The sequence below is a fragment of the Anaeromyxobacter oryzae genome (genome assembly GCF_023169945.1).
GTDB lineage: Bacteria > Myxococcota > Myxococcia > Myxococcales > Anaeromyxobacteraceae > Anaeromyxobacter > Anaeromyxobacter oryzae.
In genome coordinates this window covers 3,066,914-3,085,269 of the sequence record NZ_AP025591.1, presented here as the reverse complement: position 1 = coordinate 3,085,269, position 18,356 = coordinate 3,066,914, and the positions used below count along the sequence as shown (strand labels likewise).

Annotated in this window: 17 protein-coding genes; 14 read left to right on the top strand and 3 right to left on the bottom strand. The window is 73.0% G+C overall.

Annotated features, from left to right (window positions below; translation table 11 throughout):
• The first annotated feature begins 49 nt into the window (after positions 1 to 49).
• From ispE to AMOR_RS13335, 3 genes are all read left to right on the top strand, one after another.
• On the top strand, positions 50 to 970 hold the full coding sequence (ispE, locus tag AMOR_RS13345; RefSeq protein WP_248361839.1) for a 4-(cytidine 5'-diphospho)-2-C-methyl-D-erythritol kinase: 921 nt from the start codon (positions 50 to 52) through the stop codon (positions 968 to 970).
• Positions 922 to 1,221 carry a septation regulator SpoVG gene (gene spoVG, locus AMOR_RS13340; protein WP_248361837.1) on the top strand — a complete coding sequence of 100 codons (300 nt, stop codon included), beginning with the start codon at positions 922 to 924 and terminating at the stop codon, positions 1,219 to 1,221. The genes ispE and spoVG overlap by 49 nt, the downstream gene beginning before the upstream one ends.
• Before the next feature lie 153 nt (positions 1,222 to 1,374).
• On the top strand, positions 1,375 to 2,337 hold the full coding sequence (locus AMOR_RS13335) for a ribose-phosphate pyrophosphokinase (protein WP_248361835.1): 963 nt from the start codon (positions 1,375 to 1,377) through the stop codon (positions 2,335 to 2,337).
• A gap of 32 nt (positions 2,338 to 2,369) precedes the next feature.
• On the opposite strand, the gene AMOR_RS13330 is transcribed toward AMOR_RS13335, so the two are convergent.
• A complete protein-coding gene (locus AMOR_RS13330; protein ID WP_248361833.1) occupies positions 2,370 to 2,558 on the bottom strand; it encodes a hypothetical protein in 189 nt (62 codons plus the stop codon).
• A gap of 181 nt (positions 2,559 to 2,739) precedes the next feature.
• On the opposite strand from AMOR_RS13330, the gene AMOR_RS13325 reads away from it, so the two are divergent.
• From AMOR_RS13325 to rplI, 5 genes are all read left to right on the top strand, one after another.
• Positions 2,740 to 3,468 (top strand): 50S ribosomal protein L25/general stress protein Ctc, encoded by a 729-nt coding sequence (locus AMOR_RS13325; protein WP_248361831.1) that lies wholly within the window; start codon positions 2,740 to 2,742, stop codon positions 3,466 to 3,468.
• A 9-nt stretch (positions 3,469 to 3,477) separates the two neighbouring features.
• On the top strand, positions 3,478 to 4,059 hold the full coding sequence (pth, locus tag AMOR_RS13320; RefSeq protein ID WP_248361829.1) for an aminoacyl-tRNA hydrolase: 582 nt from the start codon (positions 3,478 to 3,480) through the stop codon (positions 4,057 to 4,059).
• 101 nt (positions 4,060 to 4,160) lie between these two features.
• Positions 4,161 to 4,616: a 30S ribosomal protein S6 gene (locus tag AMOR_RS13315; protein WP_248361827.1), complete on the top strand. Its 456-nt coding sequence runs from the start codon at positions 4,161 to 4,163 to the stop codon at positions 4,614 to 4,616.
• A 2-nt stretch (positions 4,617 to 4,618) separates the two neighbouring features.
• Positions 4,619 to 5,041 carry a 30S ribosomal protein S18 gene (gene rpsR / locus AMOR_RS13310; RefSeq protein WP_248361825.1) on the top strand — a complete coding sequence of 141 codons (423 nt, stop codon included), beginning with the start codon at positions 4,619 to 4,621 and terminating at the stop codon, positions 5,039 to 5,041.
• A gap of 14 nt (positions 5,042 to 5,055) precedes the next feature.
• A complete protein-coding gene (gene rplI / locus AMOR_RS13305; RefSeq protein WP_248361823.1) occupies positions 5,056 to 5,505 on the top strand; it encodes a 50S ribosomal protein L9 in 450 nt (149 codons plus the stop codon).
• Between the two features lie 69 nt (positions 5,506 to 5,574).
• Here the strand turns inward: rplI and AMOR_RS13300 are convergent, their stop codons facing one another.
• Positions 5,575 to 6,747 carry a CHRD domain-containing protein gene (locus tag AMOR_RS13300; protein ID WP_248361821.1) on the bottom strand — a complete coding sequence of 391 codons (1,173 nt, stop codon included), beginning with the start codon at positions 6,745 to 6,747 and terminating at the stop codon, positions 5,575 to 5,577.
• A 144-nt stretch (positions 6,748 to 6,891) separates the two neighbouring features.
• Positions 6,892 to 9,360 (bottom strand): protein kinase domain-containing protein, encoded by a 2,469-nt coding sequence (locus tag AMOR_RS13295; protein WP_248361819.1) that lies wholly within the window; start codon positions 9,358 to 9,360, stop codon positions 6,892 to 6,894.
• Positions 9,361 to 9,453: 93 nt separating this feature from the next.
• On the opposite strand from AMOR_RS13295, the gene AMOR_RS13290 reads away from it, so the two are divergent.
• The 6 genes from AMOR_RS13290 (at position 9,454) to AMOR_RS13265 (ending at position 18,148) form a co-directional block, all read left to right on the top strand.
• Complete coding sequence (locus AMOR_RS13290) at positions 9,454 to 11,502, top strand: dipeptidyl-peptidase 5 (RefSeq protein ID WP_248361817.1); 2,049 nt, start codon at positions 9,454 to 9,456, stop codon at positions 11,500 to 11,502.
• Positions 11,503 to 11,555: 53 nt separating this feature from the next.
• The gene (locus AMOR_RS13285) at positions 11,556 to 12,590 is read left to right on the top strand and encodes a rod shape-determining protein (protein WP_318653869.1); all 1,035 of its coding nucleotides are present in this window, start codon (positions 11,556 to 11,558) and stop codon (positions 12,588 to 12,590) included.
• 199 nt (positions 12,591 to 12,789) lie between these two features.
• Positions 12,790 to 13,827, top strand: coding sequence for a rod shape-determining protein (locus AMOR_RS13280; RefSeq protein WP_248361815.1), 1,038 nt, complete (start codon positions 12,790 to 12,792; stop codon positions 13,825 to 13,827).
• Positions 13,828 to 13,915: 88 nt separating this feature from the next.
• Positions 13,916 to 15,664, top strand: coding sequence for a M14 family metallopeptidase (locus AMOR_RS13275; RefSeq protein ID WP_248361813.1), 1,749 nt, complete (start codon positions 13,916 to 13,918; stop codon positions 15,662 to 15,664).
• A 223-nt stretch (positions 15,665 to 15,887) separates the two neighbouring features.
• Positions 15,888 to 16,193 (top strand): hypothetical protein, encoded by a 306-nt coding sequence (locus AMOR_RS13270; RefSeq protein WP_248361811.1) that lies wholly within the window; start codon positions 15,888 to 15,890, stop codon positions 16,191 to 16,193.
• A gap of 242 nt (positions 16,194 to 16,435) precedes the next feature.
• Positions 16,436 to 18,148, top strand: a complete 1,713-nt coding sequence (locus AMOR_RS13265) for a cytochrome c3 family protein (protein ID WP_248361809.1) — start codon at positions 16,436 to 16,438, stop codon at positions 18,146 to 18,148.
• Positions 18,149 to 18,356 lie beyond the last annotated feature (208 nt).

Below are 18,356 nucleotides of genomic sequence, written 5' to 3'. Positions count from 1 at the left end.
CCGCCGCGGCCACAAGCGCGCCGCGCGTCCGCCGTGCTAGAGGACGGCGGTGCGCCTCGCGACGCTCGCCCCGGCCAAGGTGAACCTCGTCCTCCGCGTCGGCCCCGCCCGCGCGGACGGCTACCACGACATCCTCTCGCTGATGGTGCCGCTCGACTTCGGCGACGGCGTGGAGGTTCGCGTCTCGGCGGGGAAGGGGAAGGTCACCTGCCGCGTGCCGGGACACCCGGACCTCGACGGCCCGGGGAACCTCGCCGCGCGCGCCGCGGAGGCGTTCCGGGCGCGCTTCGGCGTCGACCGCGGGATCGCGATCCGGATCGAGAAGCGCACGCCAGTGACGGCCGGCCTCGGCGGTGGCTCGTCGGACGCCGCGGCGGTGCTCCGCTGCCTCGCGCGCGCCTTCCGGATCCGCGACGCGGCCGCGCTCGCCGAGGTGGGGCTCTCGGTCGGCTCCGACGTCCCGTTCTTCCTCGGGCCGGGCCCGGCCTGGGCGACCGGACGGGGGGAGCGGCTCCGCCCGGCGGACGTGGCGCCTCAGGATGTCGTGCTGCTCTACCCCGAGGACCCCGCGCTGGCGATCCGGGCCGGCGACGCCTACCGGTGGCTCGACGCGTCACGGCGCGGGGCGCCGACCCCGCCCCCGCTCGGGCGGCCGCGCGGCATCCGAGCGGGGTCGTTCCGGAACGATCTCCAGGAACCGTGCCTCGCCGAACGACCGGCGCTCTCGCCGCTCTTGGGGCTGCTTGTAGGGAGAGGCGCGACGAAAGCTATAATGTCGGGAAGCGGTCCGACCGTCTTCGGCCTGTTTTCCAGCCGGGGCGCAGCACGGCGGGCCGCCGCGGCGGTGACGAAGGAGGACGTGGGACCGCGCGTGCGGGTCATCGCGGCGCGGACGGTGCGACGGCAGCCGAGGGTCACGTCATGGAGATCACCGAGGTCCGCGTCTTCCCGGTCAACGAGGAGAAGCTGAAGGCGTACGTGACGATCACGCTCGACCACTGCTTCGTGGTCCGCGACCTCAAGGTGATCCACGGGAACTCCGGCCTCTTCATCGCGATGCCCGCGAAGCGCCGCAAGGACGGCACGTTCAAGGACATCGCCCACCCGCTGAACTCCGAGACCAGGGAGAGGATGGAGCGGACCATCCTCGCGGAGTACGAGCGCGAGGTGACGAAGGGTCCCGGCCCCCGGCCCACGGGGACGGATCCTCACGACGACTGACGGCGCCTCGCCGAGCGGCCCGGAGCGGCGCTCCGCTCGCCCGGGTCGACGCGCGTCGGACCCTTCCGGTATAAGGGGCGCCTTCTCGACGGTGCCGGGTCGGACCTTCGCCGGCGCCGTTCCTATTTTCGCGGCACGAGCGGAGCGCGCGACATGAACAACGGCCACCGGCCTGACTATCGGGTCTTCTCCGGCAACTCCAACCGGAAGCTCGCCGAGTCGATCTGCAGGGAGCTCGGGAGGCCGCTCGCCCGGGCGACGGTCGGGCGATTCTCCGACGGCGAGATCCAGGTCGAGATCGGCGAGAACGTCCGCGGGATGGACTCCTTCGTGATCCAGTCCACCTCGCCGGACGCGAACACGAACCTCATGGAGCTGCTCATCATGATCGACGCGCTGAAGCGCGCGTCGGCGGGCTCCATCAACGCGGTCATCCCCTATTACGGTTACGCGCGACAGGACCGGAAGAGCGCGCCGCGCGTGCCCATCACCGCGAAGCTGGTCGCCGATCTCCTCGAGGCGGCGGGCGCGACGCGCGTCATCTCGATGGACATGCACGCCGGGCAGATCCAGGGCTTCTTCAACGTGCCCTTCGATCACCTCTACGCGGCGCCGGTCCTCCTCGAGCACATGCGCAAGCGCTTCGACGGCGACTCTCAGAACGTCGTCATCGTCTCGCCCGACGCGGGCGGGGTGGAGCGCGCCCGCGCCTACTCGAAGCGGCTCGGCTCGACGCTCGGCATCGTCGACAAGCGCCGCACCAAGCCCAACGTCGCCGAGATCATGAACGTGATCGGCGAGGTGAACGGCAAGATCGCCGTGCTCCTCGACGACATGATCGACACCGCGGGCACCCTCACCCAGGCCGCGAACGCGCTCGTCGACAAGGGCGCGACCAAGGTCTACGCCTACGCGACGCACGCGGTCCTCTCGGGTCCCGCCGTCGAGCGGATCATGAAGAGCCCGATCGAGGAGGTCATCGCGACCGACACGATCCAGCTCCCGCCCGCGGCGGCGGCGTGCCCCAAGATCCGGACGCTCTCCGTCGCCGGTCTCCTCGCCGAGGCCGTCCGCCGCATCCATTCGGCGGACTCGCTCAGCTCGCTGTTCGTGTAGCGGGGTGAGCAGGGGGAGGCGCGAGCCCCCCTTTACGAGGGCGATCCGGGACCCGGGGCGATCGGCTCCGGGTTGCCCGGCACGGAATCGGGATCGACGAGCGGTGATCCCTCGCGGACCGTCGGACGCCCGGGGATCTCCTCCTCGTCCTCGGCCACCGGCGCCTGCTCGGGTGCTTCCCTGTCGAACGGCAGCTTCTTTCCGGGATCGGGGTTGGGCATTCGGTCGACCTCCTCCCCGGGAACGTTGACACGGCTCGGGTTTTCGTCTAATCACCCGCGTTCCCACAGGGTCCTTCGCAGTCCGGAGGGCCCCCACACACCACCCAGGGCCCAAGGCGGTTCAGCGCCACGGCCCCTCGCGCCCGTCCCGGACGGCGGCGAGTCCATTGGGAGGAAAGAAATGGCAGAGAACGTCCTCACTGCGGCGAAGCGCGACGGCAAGGGCAAGGGCCCGGCGCGCCGCCTCCGCTCCCAGGGCCTCATCCCCGCGGTCGTCTACGGTGGCAAGACCGAGCCGACGCACGTCTCGGTCGACCCGGCGGCGCTCCAGAAGGCGATCGAGACCCCGCACAAGCTCAACACCCTCCTCACCCTGAAGCTCGACGGCGCCGAGAAGCACGTCCTCTTCAAGGAGTACGAGGTCGACCCGGTCACGCGGCGCCTGCTGCACGCGGACTTCCTCGAGGTGAAGATGGACGAGCCGGTCCGCGTGACCGTGCCCGTCGTCACCACCGGCAAGGCGGTCGGCGTCACCGAGGGCGGCATCCTCTCGATCGCGGCCCACGACATCGTCGTCGAGGCGCTCCCGAACAAGATCCCGGTGAAGATCGACGTCGACGTCACCGAGCTCAAGATCGGCCGCTCGATCCACGTGTCGGAGCTGAAGGCGCCCGAGGGCTGCAAGTTCAAGTTCGCGACCGACTACGTGGTCGCCTTCGTCGCGGTGCCCGAGAAGGAAGAGGTCGTCGCCCCGGTGGCGGCGGTTCCGGGTGCTGCTCCGGCCGAGGGCGCTGCGGCGCCGGCGGCGGGCGCGGCTGCGGCGGCGGGCGGCGCGGCTCCGGCCGCGGGCGCGGCTGCGGCTCCGGCCGCGGGCGCGGCCAAGGGCGGCGACAAGGGCGGCAAGAAGTAGGGCCGCTCCTTGAAGCTCGTCGTAGGCCTCGGAAACCCCGGCGAAGAGTACGCCCGCACCCGCCACAACGTCGGCTTCCTCGTGGCGGACAGGCTGGCGGCGCTCGCCGGGGCGAGCTTCACCGCGAAGAAGTTCGCGGCGGAGCTCGCCGAGGCCCGCCTCGGGCCGGAGCGGGTCTGGATCATGAAGCCCCAGACCTACATGAACCACTCCGGCGAGGCGGTCGGCGCGGCGCTGCGCTTCTGGAAGCTCGGCCTCGAGGACCTCGTCGTCGTGCACGACGAGCTCGAGCTCGAACCGTTCCGGGTGCAGCTCAAGGTCGGCGGCGGGCACAGCGGGCACAACGGAGTGAAGAGCGTGAACGCCCACGTGGGCAGCCCCGAGTACGCGCGCGTGCGCGTCGGCGTGGGCCGCCCTCCCCCGCGGATGGATCCGAGCGACTACGTGCTCGGGAAGTGGGCGAAGGGCGACGACGAGGAGCTCGCGCTCTGCATCGAGCGCGCGACGGAGGCGGCCCGGCTCGCAGCCGAGCTCGGCGCCGCGAAGGCGATGAACCAGGTGAACCGCCGCGCCCGCGCGGCGGAGGGATAGAGAGAAGGGCAGCACCGAGATCCGCCGGCATGGGGCCGGCGGGCCGGAGTGAAGACTCCTCGCGGCGGGCGAACCGCCGCTACGAACCCGAGGGGAGCGACATGGCGGAAGCGAAGAATCTCGTGCGCGAGTACGAGACCATCTACCTGCTCAAGGCCGAGACGCCGGACGACCAGGTGGAAGAGATCAAGGAGCGCCTGCGCGGCGTGGTCGGCCGCGAGGGCGGGAAGGTCATCCGGTTCACGAACCAGGGCAAGCGCAAGACCGCGTTCCCGGTGTCGAAGAACGCCCGGGCGCTGTACATGCACTGCCTGTACATCGGGAAGCCCGGGCTCGTCGGCGAGTTCGAGCGCAACCTGAAGATGATCGACACGGTGACGAAGTTCCAGTCGGTGAAGCTCGCCGACGGCGTGGACTTCGACGCCCGCCAGGTCGAGGCGGACGTGAAGATCCAGCCGGTCGAGGACGAGACGAAGCCGCGCGAGGAGCGCGGCGAGTTCGTGCCTCCCGGTGAGGAGCCGTTCGAGGCCGAGGCGGCCGAAGGGCAGGAGGAATAGCCATGGCGCGTCCTGACATGGGTGGTTCCAAGATGGGCAACGGTGCGTTCGGCGGGTCGCGCCCGGGCGGCTTCGGCGGCGGTGGTGGGGGTGGCGGCGGCTACGGTGGTGGTGGCGGCGGCGGCGGGTACCGCGGCGGCGATCGCGATCGCGGCGACCGCGACGACCGCGGTGACCGCGGCGGCGACGAGGGCGGTGGGCGGCGCGGCTTCGGCCGGCGCAAGGTCTGCCGCTTCTGCGCCGACAAGGCGCTCAAGGTCGACTACAAGGACCAGGGCCAGATGAAGTACTTCCTCACCGAGCGCGGCAAGATCATCCCGCGCCGGATCAGCGGCAACTGCGCGAAGCACCAGCGCGAGGTGGCGACGGCCATCAAGCGCGGCCGCATGCTCGCGATCCTGCCGTACACCGTCGCCGGGACGTAGAAAGGAGCCCCCCGATGAAGCTCATCCTCCGTGAAGACGTGGAGAACCTCGGGAAGGGCGGCGAGGTGGTGGACGTGAAGCCCGGTTACGGGCGGAACTTCCTCCTCCCCCGCGGTCTCGCGGTCCTCGCGAACCCGAAGAACGTCCGCGAGCTCGAGCACCAGAAGTCCGTCGCCTCCGCCAAGGCCGCCAAGATGAAGGCGTCGGCCGAGGCGGTCGCGAAGCGGCTTGCCGAGACGCCGGTCACCCTCTCGCGCAAGGTCGGCGAGCAGGACAAGCTCTACGGCTCGGTGACCGCGCTCGACATCGCCGAGGCGCTCGCCTCCCGCGGCCTCCAGATCGACCGCCGCTCCATCGATCTCGCCGAGCCGCTCAAGACGACCGGCGACTTCGAGGTGCCGGTGAAGCTGCACTCCGACGTGGTCGGCAAGGCGAAGGTGAAGGTCCAGGCCGAGCCGGCGTAGTCAGCCCGCCTCGTCGTGCCTCTCGAGGGCCGGTCCCGCGCGCGGGGCCGGCCCTCTTCCGTTCTCGGCTCACGGCCCGGACAGCGGCACGAGCACGCCCGCCGGGGCGCCACGGGCGCCGATACCGTGTACGTGCGCGGCGGTCGGGCTCGCGAGGCCCGACGTGACGAGGAACCCGGTCACCTCGCCGGAGCCGTCGTCGACCGCGATGGCCGCGCCGCCGAACGCGGTGGTGGTCACCGGCGGCGTCTCCTGGGCGCCGTCGAGCGAGGCGAGCCGCGCCGCGCCGGTCCGGTCGAGCTGGCCGCGGATCTCGCCGTTCGGATGGGCCGCGGTGTGCGCGTTCACGTAGAGGTCGCCGGCGGCGAAGGCCGCTCGCACGTCGGCGGGGAGCGCCGCCGCACCGTCCGCCACGACCCAGAGGTCGGGGCCGCCCGACAGCGGCAGGACGATGGCTCCCGGCGTCCCGCGCGCCGCCTGGTGGAGGTGCGCCGCGGTGGCCGAGACGAGGCCCGAGGTGAGCGCGAACCCGCTCACCTGGCCGGTCGAGTCGTCGACGGCGAAGATGCTGCCCCCGAACGCGCTCGTCGTGACGGCCGGCGTCTCCTCCGAGCCCTCGAGCGTGGCGAGGCGGACCGTGCCGCTCCTGTCGAGCTGCCCCCGGATCTCGCCGTTCGGATGCGCCGCCGTGTGTGCGTTGAAGTAGAGGTCTCCGGCGGCGAACGCGGCGCGCTGATCCGCCGTGAGCGCCGCCGCGTCGTCCGGGACGACCCAGAGCTCGGGGCCGCCGGAGAGCGGGATGATGATCCCGCCTGGCGTGCCGCGCGCGGCGAGGTGAACGTGCGCGGCGGTGGGCGAGACCAGCCCGGACGTGATGAGGAAGCCCCGCACCTGGCCCGCGTCGTCCACCGAGAGGACGCCGGCCCCGAACGCGGACGTGGTGACGGCGGGCGTCTCCTGCGCGCCGTCCAGCGTCGCGAGCCTGATCGTCCCCGCCCGGTCGAGCTGGCCCCGGATCTCCCCGCTCCCGTGCGCGGCGGTGTGGGCGTTGACGTAGAGCTCCCCGGCGAGGAAGGCGGCGCGCTGCTCCGTCGTCAGCGTGGGGGCGGACTCCTGGACCACCCAGGTCTGGAGCGTGGTCGTCTGGGCGGGGTTCGGGTTCGTGCTCGACTTCGAGCTGCCGCATGCGAGGACGACCAGCGACGACGCGACCGCGATACGACCCCGGATCAGGCGTTTCATGCCGCTTTCGACACCCGGCGGTGCCGGCGCGGGCCGGCGCAGTTGGGGCGGTCGGCGCGACCGAGGGGGAGCGCCGCGCGGGGCCGGACGCCCGGAGGCCCATGCCGGGCGCGCAGCTCCGCGGCGCAGGGAAACGAGCGGGCGTCAGGGCGTCGGCGCGCCGGGCTCCGCCGCCGGCGCGTCCGGCGCGTCCGGCGCGCGGGCCGCGCGCAGTCGCGCGAGCCCCCGCCCGGCCTCGTCCGCGGCTGCGCCCGCCACGAGCCTCGCCGCCTCGTCCCGCGCGACCGCCGCGGCGAGCGCGAGCACGTCCCGGCGTGCCGCCGACCCCGGCACGTGGCGCGCGAACGCCGCCGCGAGATCGACGGCGGCGCGGTGCCGCCCCGCCTCGGCGAGCGCCCTCACCCGGTCCTGCACCAGGGCGCCCGACGCGCTCCCCGGCCCGAGGGCGAGGAGGACGTACCGCCCCTCGCCGTCGGCCGCCCGCACCTGGACGAGCGCCGGCGCGCCGGCCCGCGGCACGAGCGGGAGCGGCACGGCGAGGACCTCGCCCGCGCCGCCCGCGCCGGCGTCCGCCCAGCGGACCCGGTCCGCATTCCGGGGCGGCGCCAGGTCCACCTCGTCCGGCACCCACAGGCGCGCCGCGAGCGCGACGCCGGGATCCGGCACCGCGACCACGACCTGCGGCGCCTCGCCGGGCCCGCGCGCCCAGACGGCCCAGGTGTCCGGATCGTCCGTCGAGGTCTCGCCCACCGCGGCCGCGCCCTCGCCCAGCGCGTTCACCTCCGCGAGCTCGCGCCACTCCGGGTAGCGCTCCTCCCTCGCCGCGACCTTCTCGGGCGCGTCGTTCGGCTCGATCTCCTCGCCCGGGCCGGGGTCCTCGAGGCGGACCTCGAGCACGTACGGGTCCGTCGGCTTCTCCACCGGCCCCGTCGCCTCCTCGTGCCGCTCGCGGACGGTGAGGTAGTACGCGCCCTCGCCCACGGCCGCCACGAGGCGCTCCGGGCGCCCCGGGCCCCCGCGGTCCACCGAGGTGACGAGCGGCGCGGACGCGCGGCCCTCGGCTGCCGTCCGCTCGCGGTTGAGCGAGAGCGTCACGTCGAGGCCGCGGATGCCCTCGCCGGGCCGGATCCCGTGCCACTCGGCGACCAGGACCTTCCGCCCCTCGACGCGGGGGAGCTCGAGCCGGTACACGTCCGCGTCGCCGGTGGTCTCGGAGAGCTTCGCGCCGATGAAGCCGCGCACGACCGCGACGCCGCCGCCCGGCCGGCCGTCCTTCCCGGGCGGGAGCGGCAGCGGGTTCGCCTGCGCCGCGCTGTCGTTCGGCTCGTGCTCCACGCCGTCGAAGTGGTCGCTCGGCCGGAGCGCAGGGGGGAGCGCCCGTGCCACGCCGGGCGCGCGCGCCGCGAGCAGGTCGTAGACCTCCGGCCAGCGCCAGACGACGGCACCGACCGCGGCGAGGAGGAGCACCGCGGAGAGCGGCGCGGCCAGGCGGCTCCGCCGGAGCGCGGCGACCTGCCGGTCGAAGTCGCGGAAGTCCTCCCGGCGCGCGATGGCGAGCTGGCCGGTGATCTGCGGCGCGCCGGACGCCGCAGCCGCGGCCGGCCCCCGCGCGCGGGAGCCGGACGGCTCGGCGAGGGCGAGGAGCGCCGCGCGGAACGCGTCCGCGCTCTGGAAGCGGTCGTCGGGGCGCTTCTGCAGGGCGCGGTGCACCAGCTCCGCGAGCCGGCGGCTCGTCCCGGGGGCGACCTCCCCGAGCGGCGGCGGCGCGTCGTGCAGGTGCGCCGCGACCACCGCCATCGGGCTCGGCGCCACGAAGGGCGGCCGGCCGGCGACGAGCTCGTACAGGAGGCAGCCCACCGCATAGAGGTCGGCGCGCGCGTCCACCGCGTCGCCGCGGGCCTGCTCCGGCGCGAGGTAGCTCGGGGTGCCGACGATCGCGCCCGAGCTCGTGGTGGTGGCCGCGCCCTCGTCCCGGAGCTTCGCGATCCCGAAGTCGAGGACCTTCGCGAAGTCCTCCCCGGGCCGCGACTGCATCAGCATCACGTTCCCGGGCTTCACGTCGCGGTGGACGATCCCGGCGTCGTGCGCCTCGGCGAGCGACCCGAGGAGCTGCTGGGCGATCCCGACGGCGCGCGCCTCCGGGAACCGGCCCTCCTCGCGGAGCGCCGCGGCGAGGTCCTTCCCCGGGACGTACTCCATCGCGAGGTAGAACCCGCCCAGCGCCTCGATCTCGCCGAAGTCGAACACCGCGATGGTGTGCGGGTGCGAGAGGCGCGAGACGATGTGGGCCTCGGCGCGGAAGCGCGCCGCGGCGGCCGGATCCCGCGCGAAGTCGCCGCGGAGGATCTTCACCGCGAGCGCCTTGCCCATCCGGACGTGCTCGGCCTTGTAGACCGCGCCCATCCCGCCTTCGCCGAGGAGCGCGATGAGCCGGTACCGATCGGCGATCACCTGCCCGAGGAGGGCGTCCGTGCCGGTCCGCGCGGCCGCGCCGGGCCGGAGGTCCTGGCCGCACTTCGGGCAGAAGTTGAGGGCGCCCGCGCCCGGCTCGGCGAGGTAGCCGCAGCTCGGGCAGGGGGGAAGGACCTCGGGAATGGCGCTCGGCGCCGCCATCGGTCGAGCGCGAGAGTATCCGACCGCCCCGGCGCGCGAAACCCCCGGCGCCGCGGCGCCCTCGCCCGGCGAGCGTGGTACAAGGTCCGCGGCATGTTCACCTCGCTCCTCCTCGTCGCGCTCGCGGCGGCGCCGCGCCCGTTCACGGTGGACGACCTCCTCGCGCTCGAGCGCGCCGGAGATCCCGCGATCTCGCCGGACGGAGCGCTGGTCGCCTACACCGTCGCGCGCGCCGCGCCGGGGGGCGAGAAGCTCGTGTCCGCGGTCTGGGTCGTGCCCGCGAGGGGTCCTGCCGCCGCCGCCCGCCGGCTCACGTTCGGCGACGAGACGGTGGCCGCGCCGGCCTTCTCGCCCGACGGCAGGCGGATCGCGTTCCTCTCGAACCGCCGCGGCTCCGCACGGCAGGTCTTCGTGCTCGACCTCGCCGGCGGCGAGGCGGCGCAGGCGACGGACCTCCCGGGCGGCGTCTCCGAGCTGCTCTGGTCCGCCGACGGGAAGGCGCTCCTCGTCACGAGCGACGTCGACCCGGCCTGCGGCGCAGACGCCGCCTGCAATCGCCGCGCGACGGAGGCCGCCTCGAAGGCGCCCCACGCCGCGACGCGCCTCCTCTTCCGGCACTGGAACGAGTGGCGCGACCGCGTCCGCTCGCACCTCCTCGTCGTGCCCCTCGACGGCGGGGCCGTCCGCGATCTCACCCCGGGTGATCACGACGTGCCGCCGTCCGACCGCGGCGGTCGGCGGGACCTCGCGCTCTCGCCGGACGGGCAGCTCGTCTACTTCGTGAAGGTGTCGGATCCGGTCGAGGCGATCTCCACGAACGGCGACGTCTACGCGGTGCCGGTCGCAGGCGGCGAGGCTCGCCGCATCACGACGGGCGAAGGATGGGACGGCGTCCCCCGGCCCTCCCCGGACGGGAAGCGGATCGCCTGGCTCTCCATGGCGCGGGCGGGCTACGAGGCGGACCGGCTCCGGGTGATGGTCGCCGACGCGGACGGCAAGAACGCGCGCGACCTCACGGCGACGGTGGACGTCTCCGCGCAGGAGCTCTGGTGGGCCCGGGGCGGGAAGGTGCTCCGGTTCACCGCGCTCGTCGGGCCGCGGCACCAGGTGTTCGAGGTGGACGCCGCCGGCGGCTCGGTCAGGCCGATCTCTCGCCTGTCCGTGAACCTGAACGCGCTCGCGGTGGCGCGCGACGGCGAGCTCGCCGCGGCCACGGTCGACACGCTCACCGCGCCGCCCGAGATCGCGCTCGTCGCGCCGGCGCCGCGCAACGACCGCGCCCTCGCGGCGACCACGCTGACCGCCCTCGGCGCGCGCGCCCTGGAGGGGATCGCCCTCGGCTCCGTCCGGCCCCTCGAAGCGACGGGCAAGGACGGCGCGACCATCCACGGGCTCGTGGTCCTCCCGCCCGGCCATCGGGACGGCGAGCGGCACCCCGCGGTCGTGCTCGTGCACGGCGGGCCGCAGGGCGCGTGGATCGACGGCTGGAGCTTCCGCTGGAACCCGCTGCTCTACGCCGCCCGCGGCTGGACGGTCGTGCTGCCGAACCCCCGTGGCTCGACGGGCTACGGCCAGGCCTACGAGGACGCGGTCCGCAACGACTGGGGCGGGCTCCCCTACGACGACGTGATGCGGCTCACCGACGCCGCCGTCGCGGCGGGCCTCGCGGACGGCGCGCGGATGTGCGCCGCCGGCGCGAGCTACGGCGGCTACATGGTGAACTGGATCAACGGCCAGACCGATCGGTTCCGCTGCCTCGTCACCCACGCCGGCGACTTCGACACGCACGCCGCGTACTACGACACCGAGGAGCTCTGGTTCCCCGAGTGGGAGATGGGCGGCCCGGCGTACGAGAACGCGGAGGCCTACGACCGCTGGTCGCCTCGCCGGTTCGTCTCCCGCTGGAAGACGCCGACGCTCGTCACGCACGGCGAGCTGGACTTCCGGGTGACGGTCACGCAGGGCCTGTCGACCTTCACCGCCCTTCAGCGCCGGGGCATCCCCTCGAAGCTGCTCGTCTTCCCCGACGAGGGCCACTGGATCTCGAAGCCCCGGAACGCGAAGGTCTTCCACGAGGAGGTGCTCGGGTGGATCGAGCGCTTCCTCGCGGCGGGGCCCGCGCAGGCCGCGGCCGCGCCGTAACCCCCCGGAACCGCTTGTTCCCCCCGCCCCCCCTGCTATAGTCCGGACCCGCCGTGCTCAACTGGCTTCACAACATCATGTCCCGGGACCTCGCGATCGACCTCGGGACCGCGAACACCCTCATCTACATTCGCGGCATGGGCATCGTCTCGAACGAGCCCAGCGTCGTCGCGGTCCAGCAAGACGCGCGCGGCGGCCGGAAGGTCCTCGCCGTGGGCAAGGAGGCGAAGGAGATGCTCGGGCGCACGCCCGGGAACATCGTCGCCATCCGCCCGATGAAGGACGGAGTCATCGCCGACTTCGAGGTCACGGCGGCGATGCTCAAGTACTTCATCCAGACCGCGCACAACCGGAAGAGCTTCGTGAAGCCGCGCATCATCATCGGCATCCCCTCGGGGATCACCGAGGTGGAGAAGCGCGCGGTCCGCGAGGCGGCCGAGAGCGCGGGCGCCCGCGAGGTCTACCTCATCGAGCAGCCCATGGCCGCCGCCATCGGCGCGGGCCTCCCCATCACCGAGCCCTCCGGCAACATGATCGTCGACATCGGCGGCGGGACGTCCGACGTCGCGGTGATCTCCCTCGGCGGCATCGTCTACAGCCGCTCGGTGCGGGTCGCCGGCGACAAGATGGACGAGGCGATCATCCAGCACATCAAGCGCAAGTACAACCTCCTCATCGGCGAGCGCACCGCCGAGCTCATCAAGATGGGCATCGGGACCGCCTACCCGACCGAGGAGGAGCTGACGATGGACATCAAGGGCCGCGATCTCGTGGCCGGCGTCCCCCGCACGCTCACCGTCACCTCCACCGAGATCCGCGAGGCGCTCTCCGAGCCGGTGAACGGCATCGTCGAGGCGGTGAAGGTGACGCTCGAGCGGACCCCGCCCGAGCTCGCCGGCGACATCGCCGACCGCGGCATCGTCCTCGCCGGCGGCGGCGCCCTCCTCAAGAACCTCGACGTCCTCCTCCGCGAGGAGACCGGCCTCCCCGTCTTCCTCGCCGAGGACCCGCTCAGCTCCGTCGTCATCGGCGCGGGCAAGGCGCTCGAGGAGCTCGACATCCTGCGCCAGGTGACGGCCCACGCCTAGGCGCCGTCGCCGAGCTCCAAATTCCGGAAGCGACCGCGCGCCCGCCCTCCCGGCGGGCGTTCTGCTTCATGCCCATCGGAGGAGGGAGGCGAGCCGTGGCCCGCCTGTGTTTCTCTGCGGGGCGCGAAAGGTTTCGGGGGGAACGCGTGTTGTCTCCCCGTAGCCCGGCCCGCCACTCGTCCGAGGGGAAGACAAACACGTGCTGAACGCCCTACACCGGTTCCTGTCGCGCGATCTCGCCATCGACCTCGGGACCGCGAACACGCTCATCTACATCCGTGGCATGGGGATCGTCTCGAACGAGCCCAGCGTCGTCGCGGTCCAGCAGGACGCGCGCGGTGGCCGGAAGGTCCTCGCCGTGGGCAAGGAGGCGAAGGAGATGCTCGGGCGCACGCCCGGGAACATCGTCGCCATCCGCCCCATGCGCGAGGGCGTCATCGCCGACTTCGAGGTCACGGCGGCGATGCTCAAGTACTTCATCCAGTCGGCGCACAACCGGAAGAGCTTCGTGAAGCCGCGCATCATCATCGGCATCCCCTCCGGGATCACCGAGGTGGAGCGGCGCGCGGTCCGCGAGGCCGCCGAGAGCGCCGGCGCTCGCGAGGTCTACCTCATCGAGCAGCCCATGGCCGCCGCCATCGGCGCGGGCCTCCCCATCACCGAGCCCTCCGGCAACATGATCGTCGACATCGGCGGCGGGACGTCCGACGTCGCGGTGATCTCCCTCGGCGGCATCGTCTACAGCCGCTCGGTGCGGGTCGCCGGCGACAAGCTCGACGAGGCGATCGTCCAGCACGTGAAGCGGAAGTACAACCTCCTCATCGGCGAGCGCACCGCCGAGCTCATCAAGATGGGGATCGGCTCCGCGTACCCGACCGACGAGGAGCTCACGATGGACGTGAAGGGCCGCGACCTCGTGGCCGGCGTCCCCCGCACGCTCACCGTCACCTCCACCGAGATCCGCGACGCCATCGCGGAGCCGGTCCACGGCATCGTCGAGGCGGTGAAGATCGCGCTCGAGCGGACGCCGCCCGAGCTCGCCGGCGACATCGCCGACCGCGGCATCGTCCTCGCCGGCGGCGGCGCCCTCCTCAAGAACCTCGACGTCCTCCTCCGCGAGGAGACCGGCCTCCCCGTCTTCCTCGCCGAGGACCCGCTCAGCTCCGTCGTCATCGGCGCGGGCCGGGCGCTCGAGGAGCTCGACATGCTCCGGCAGGTCACGGCGGCGGCCGCGTAGGACGGCGCGCCGGCCGTCCGGGAAGCCCGTCCTTCCGTTCGTGGTTCGAGGCGATCACCACGAACGGAAGGACCTATGATGCGCGGCCATGCTCCCGGCCGCGCTCGCGCTCGCGCTCTCCGTCTCCGCCGCCCCCGACCTCCTCACCACCGCCGAGCGGACCGCGTTCGAGCGGACCGGCCGCTACGACGAGGCGGTCCGGCTCTGCCGCGCGTACCAGAAGGCCTTCCCCGGGAGGGCCCGCTGCTTCTCGTTCGGCACCACGCCGGAGGGGCGCGAGATGGTCGCGCTGGCGGCGAGCGGCGACGGCGTGCTCGACCCGGCGGGCGCCCGCGCGCGCGGCCGGCCGGTGGTCCTGTTCCAGGGCGGCATCCACGCGGGCGAGATCGACGGCAAGGACGCGGGCTTCATCGTGCTCCGCGCCCTCCTCGCGGCGAAGGGGCCGTCGCCGCTGTCGAAGGTGACGGCGGTGTTCGTCCCGGTCCTGAACGTCGACGGCCACGAGCGCTTCGGCCCGAACAACCGGCCGAACCAGCGCGGCCCCGCGGAGGCCGGCTGGCGCACGACGGCGCAGAACTACAACCTGAACCGCGACTACGTGAAGGCGGACGCGCCGGAGACCCGGGCGATCCTCGCGCTGCTCGGGGCGTGGGATCCCATCGTCTACGCCGACCTCCACGTCACCGACGGCGCGCAGTTCCAGCACGACGTCGCGGTGCTGGTGGAGCCACAGCTCGGGTACGCGGAGGCGCTCCGGACCGAGGGGAAGGCGCTCTCGGACGCGCTCCTCGCCCGGCTCTCCGCGGCGGGGCACCTGCCCGTCGATTTCTACCCGTCGTTCGTGAAGGAGGACGACCCCGCGTCCGGCTTCCACCGCGGCGTCGCGCCGCCACGGTTCGGGAACGACTACTGGGCGGCGCGGAACCGGCTCGGCATCCTCCTCGAGACCCACTCCTGGCGCCGGTACGGCGAGCGCGTGAAGACGACCGCCGACTTCCTCCGCGCCCTCCTCGACCTCGCCGCCGAGCGGGGTGCCACCTGGCGCCGCGCAGCGGACCGGGCGGACGGGGACACGGCGGCCCTCGCCGGGAAGCCGCTCGCCCTCGCCTGGACCGCCGACGAGCGCCCGGAGGCGGCGACGCCGATCCGGTTCCGCGGCTACGCGTACACGAAGCCGACCTCGCCGATCACCGGCGCGCCGGTGATCCGGTACGACGAGACGCGGCCCGAGACCTGGGCGCTCCCGCTGTACGAGCACGTGGCGCCGAGCGTCACCGTCACGCTCCCGCGCGCCGGCTGGATCGTCCCGTCCGCGCGCGCCGCGCAGGTCGGGGCGATGCTCCGGCTCCACGGCGTGCGGCTGGAGCGGCTCGCGGCGGCGCGGCCCGGCCTCGACGTCGAGGTCTTCCGCGCGACCGAGGCGAAGTTCGACGCCGAGCCGTTCGAGGGCCGCCACCGCGCGGCGGTGAGGGGGGCGTGGTCGCGCGAGCGGCGCGACGTCGGGCCGGGGTCGCTCTTCGTCCCCGTCGCGCAGCCGGCGGCGCCTCTGGCGGCCCACCTCCTCGAGCCGGCCGGCCCGGACGCGCTCGTCGCGTGGGGGTTCTTCGACACGGTGTTCGAGCGGAAGGAGTACGTCGAGCCGTACGTGCTCGAGCCGTTCGCGCGGGAGCTCCTCGCGCAAGATCCCGCCGTCCGCGCCGAGTTCGAGGCGCGCCTCGCGGATCCGGCCTTCCGCGACGATCCGAAGGCGCGGCTCGAGTTCTTCGACCGGCGCCATCCGGTGTACGACGCCGCCTACCGCGTCTACCCGGTGCTCCGGATCGACACCGCGCCGTGAGCGCGAGGCGGCGCGACTCCTCCCGATCGTGACGGCGGTCACGCCGCGTCTGGCGAACGCGCCAACGCGTCGGCTTCTCCCGACAGCGCGCGCCGCAACCTCGCGACTCCGCGTGTCCGCGCGCTGGCCGCATCCATGCAGAAGGGAGAGAGCGTGGGTGGCGCGCCGCGGTGGCGGCCCCCGAGGACCTCGAAGCTCAACGCCTCACCTCACGGAGAACGCCATGAACAAGAAGATCCCCTCCCTCGTCGGCGCCGGCATCGGTCTCGCTCTCTTCCTCGCCATCGCGCTCCTCCCCGCGCTCCTCTACGGCGGCTACGCCGGCCTGCTCCTCGCCGGCGGGATCGTCGGGACGCCGGTCGAGCCCACCTTCCTCGTGCGCGCGCTCATCGTCTTCGGGATGGTGCTCGGCGTGACGGCGGTCGGGTCGCTCTTCGCGGTGATGGGCGCGGCGGCTGGCGCGGCGGTCGGCGCCATCACCTCCGTTGCCAGCAAGCGTCCGGTCGCCCAGGAGCAGGCGGGCCGCTAGGGGGCCGGGATCCGCCACGGGCGACATGGACGCACACGAGCCCGGTCCTCACGGCCCGGGCTCGTGCCTTTCCGTCGCACCCGCGCGCGTCCGCGCATCTCCTTTCCCGCGGGACGCGATCTCACGCAAACCGTGCGATCTCCCCGCGCTTGACCGACGACAAAGCAACGAAAGAACGGGTGCTTAGAATGACGGCCTTTTTGGGCATCAGGGCACACCCGTTGCACTTCTGGACCGAGCCTATGCGAGCCACCTTCCTAGCCTTTGCGCTTCTCCTCTCCACCTCCGCCTTCGCCGAAGAGGCGAAGCTGCCGGCCGGCGCCGACAGCTGCCTCGAGTGCCACAAGAAGGGCGGCGACGGTCCCGAGTTCAAGACCGCCGACTTCCTCAAGTCCGTGCACGCCCAGAACGGCGTCGGCTGCACCGACTGCCACCAGGGCTACGCGATGGGCCCGCACGACGGCGAGGCGAAGGTCGCCCCGGCGGACGAGGCGAAGGTCGCGCGGCTCGCGAAGGCGAGCTGGGGCGAGGGCGATCACAAGGAGACGGTGAAGTCTCCCCGTGCCTACCTCGCCTGCGCGAACTGCCACGACGGCGAGGTGGCCGCGTTCTCGGGCTCGATCCACGGGAAGTGGCTCCGCGAGGACGGCAAGGTCTCCGGCCCGGTGTGCGCCTCCTGCCACGGCGAGATCCACGCCGCCCAGCCGCTCGCGAAGTTCGACCCGAAGCCGGGCACCCGCGAGGCGATCCCGGCGGATCGCCGCGCGATGGCGAAGCGGTGCGAGAGCTGCCACGGGAACGAGGAGTTCTCGAAGGCGGCCGGGCTGAACGCCGAGGCGGCGTCCACCTACCACGATTCGATCCACGGCCGGCTCGTCCGCGTCGGTAACCGGTTCGCGCCGTCCTGCACGAACTGCCACGCCGCGCCGCTCGCCGAGGGCGGGTCGCACGCGATCCTCGCCAAGACCGACCCGAAGTCGATGGTCTCGGCGCAGCGGAAGAAGGACGCCTGCGCGCGCTGCCACCAGGGCGCGTCCGACAGCTTCGCCGCCCTCATCGCCCATAAGCCCATCCAGGAGATCGGCGGGCACATCGTCCCGCACATCATCCACGTCGCCTTCTCCTGGCTCACGACGCTGACCCTCGTCTTCTTCGCGTTCCACGTCCTCATCGACTTCCTCTACGAGCTCCGCACCCGGCTCGCGGCGAAGAAGGACGGCCACGAGCACGCGGTCGACCAGGTCCGGTCGGTCATCCGCTTCGACATCCACCAGCGCTTCCAGCACTGGTTCATGCTCTCCGGCGTGATCCTGCTCGGCATCACCGGCTGGCCGCTCCGCGGCGCCGGGACGTTCGGGTCCGCCCCGCTCCTCGCGGGCAAGGACGCGGCCCCCTACTCGCAGGCGTTCATGCGGATCTTCGGCGGCGCGGAGGGCGCGGCGACGTGGCACCGCGTCGGCGCGGTCCTCATCATGATCTCCGCCGCCTACCACCTCTTCTACCTGACGTTCCTCGCGTCGAAGAAGCGGCTCCCGATGTCGATGCTCCCGCTCCCCAAGGACGCGCTCGACATGCGCGACAACATCCTCTTCATGCTCGGCGTGAAGAAGGAGCGGCCCAAGTTCGACCGGTACATGTACCTGGAGAAGTTCGACTACTGGGCGGTGTTCTGGGGCATCGTGATGATGGTCGGCACCGGGTTCGTGTTCTGGTTCCCGGCCTTCTTCGCCGCCTACGCGCCGTCGTGGCTCATCACCGCGGCGCTCATCATCCACGGCGAGGAGGCGACGCTCGCGATCCTCTTCCTCTTCGTGGTGCACTTCTACAACGTCCACCTGAAGCCCTCGATCTTCCCGATGAACTGGGCGTGGCTGAACGGCCGGATCTCGGTGGAGACGCTGAAGCACGAGCACCCGCTCGAGTACGACCGCCTCAAGCCGGACCTCGACAAGTAGCCGAGCGACCGATCGCGTGAAGACGACGGGCCGCGCCTTCGAAAGGCGCGGCCCGTTTGTTTTCGTCCGTACCGGGGCCCTCGCCCGGCGCGTGGGCTCGGGGCCCCCCGGACCCCCCGGGCGCTCGCTCCGTCCCGGCCTCGTCCGGCCGGGCCTGCGCTCGAGGCAAGTTTCGTGACCGTAGCCAGACCGATCTAGAATCGCCCGT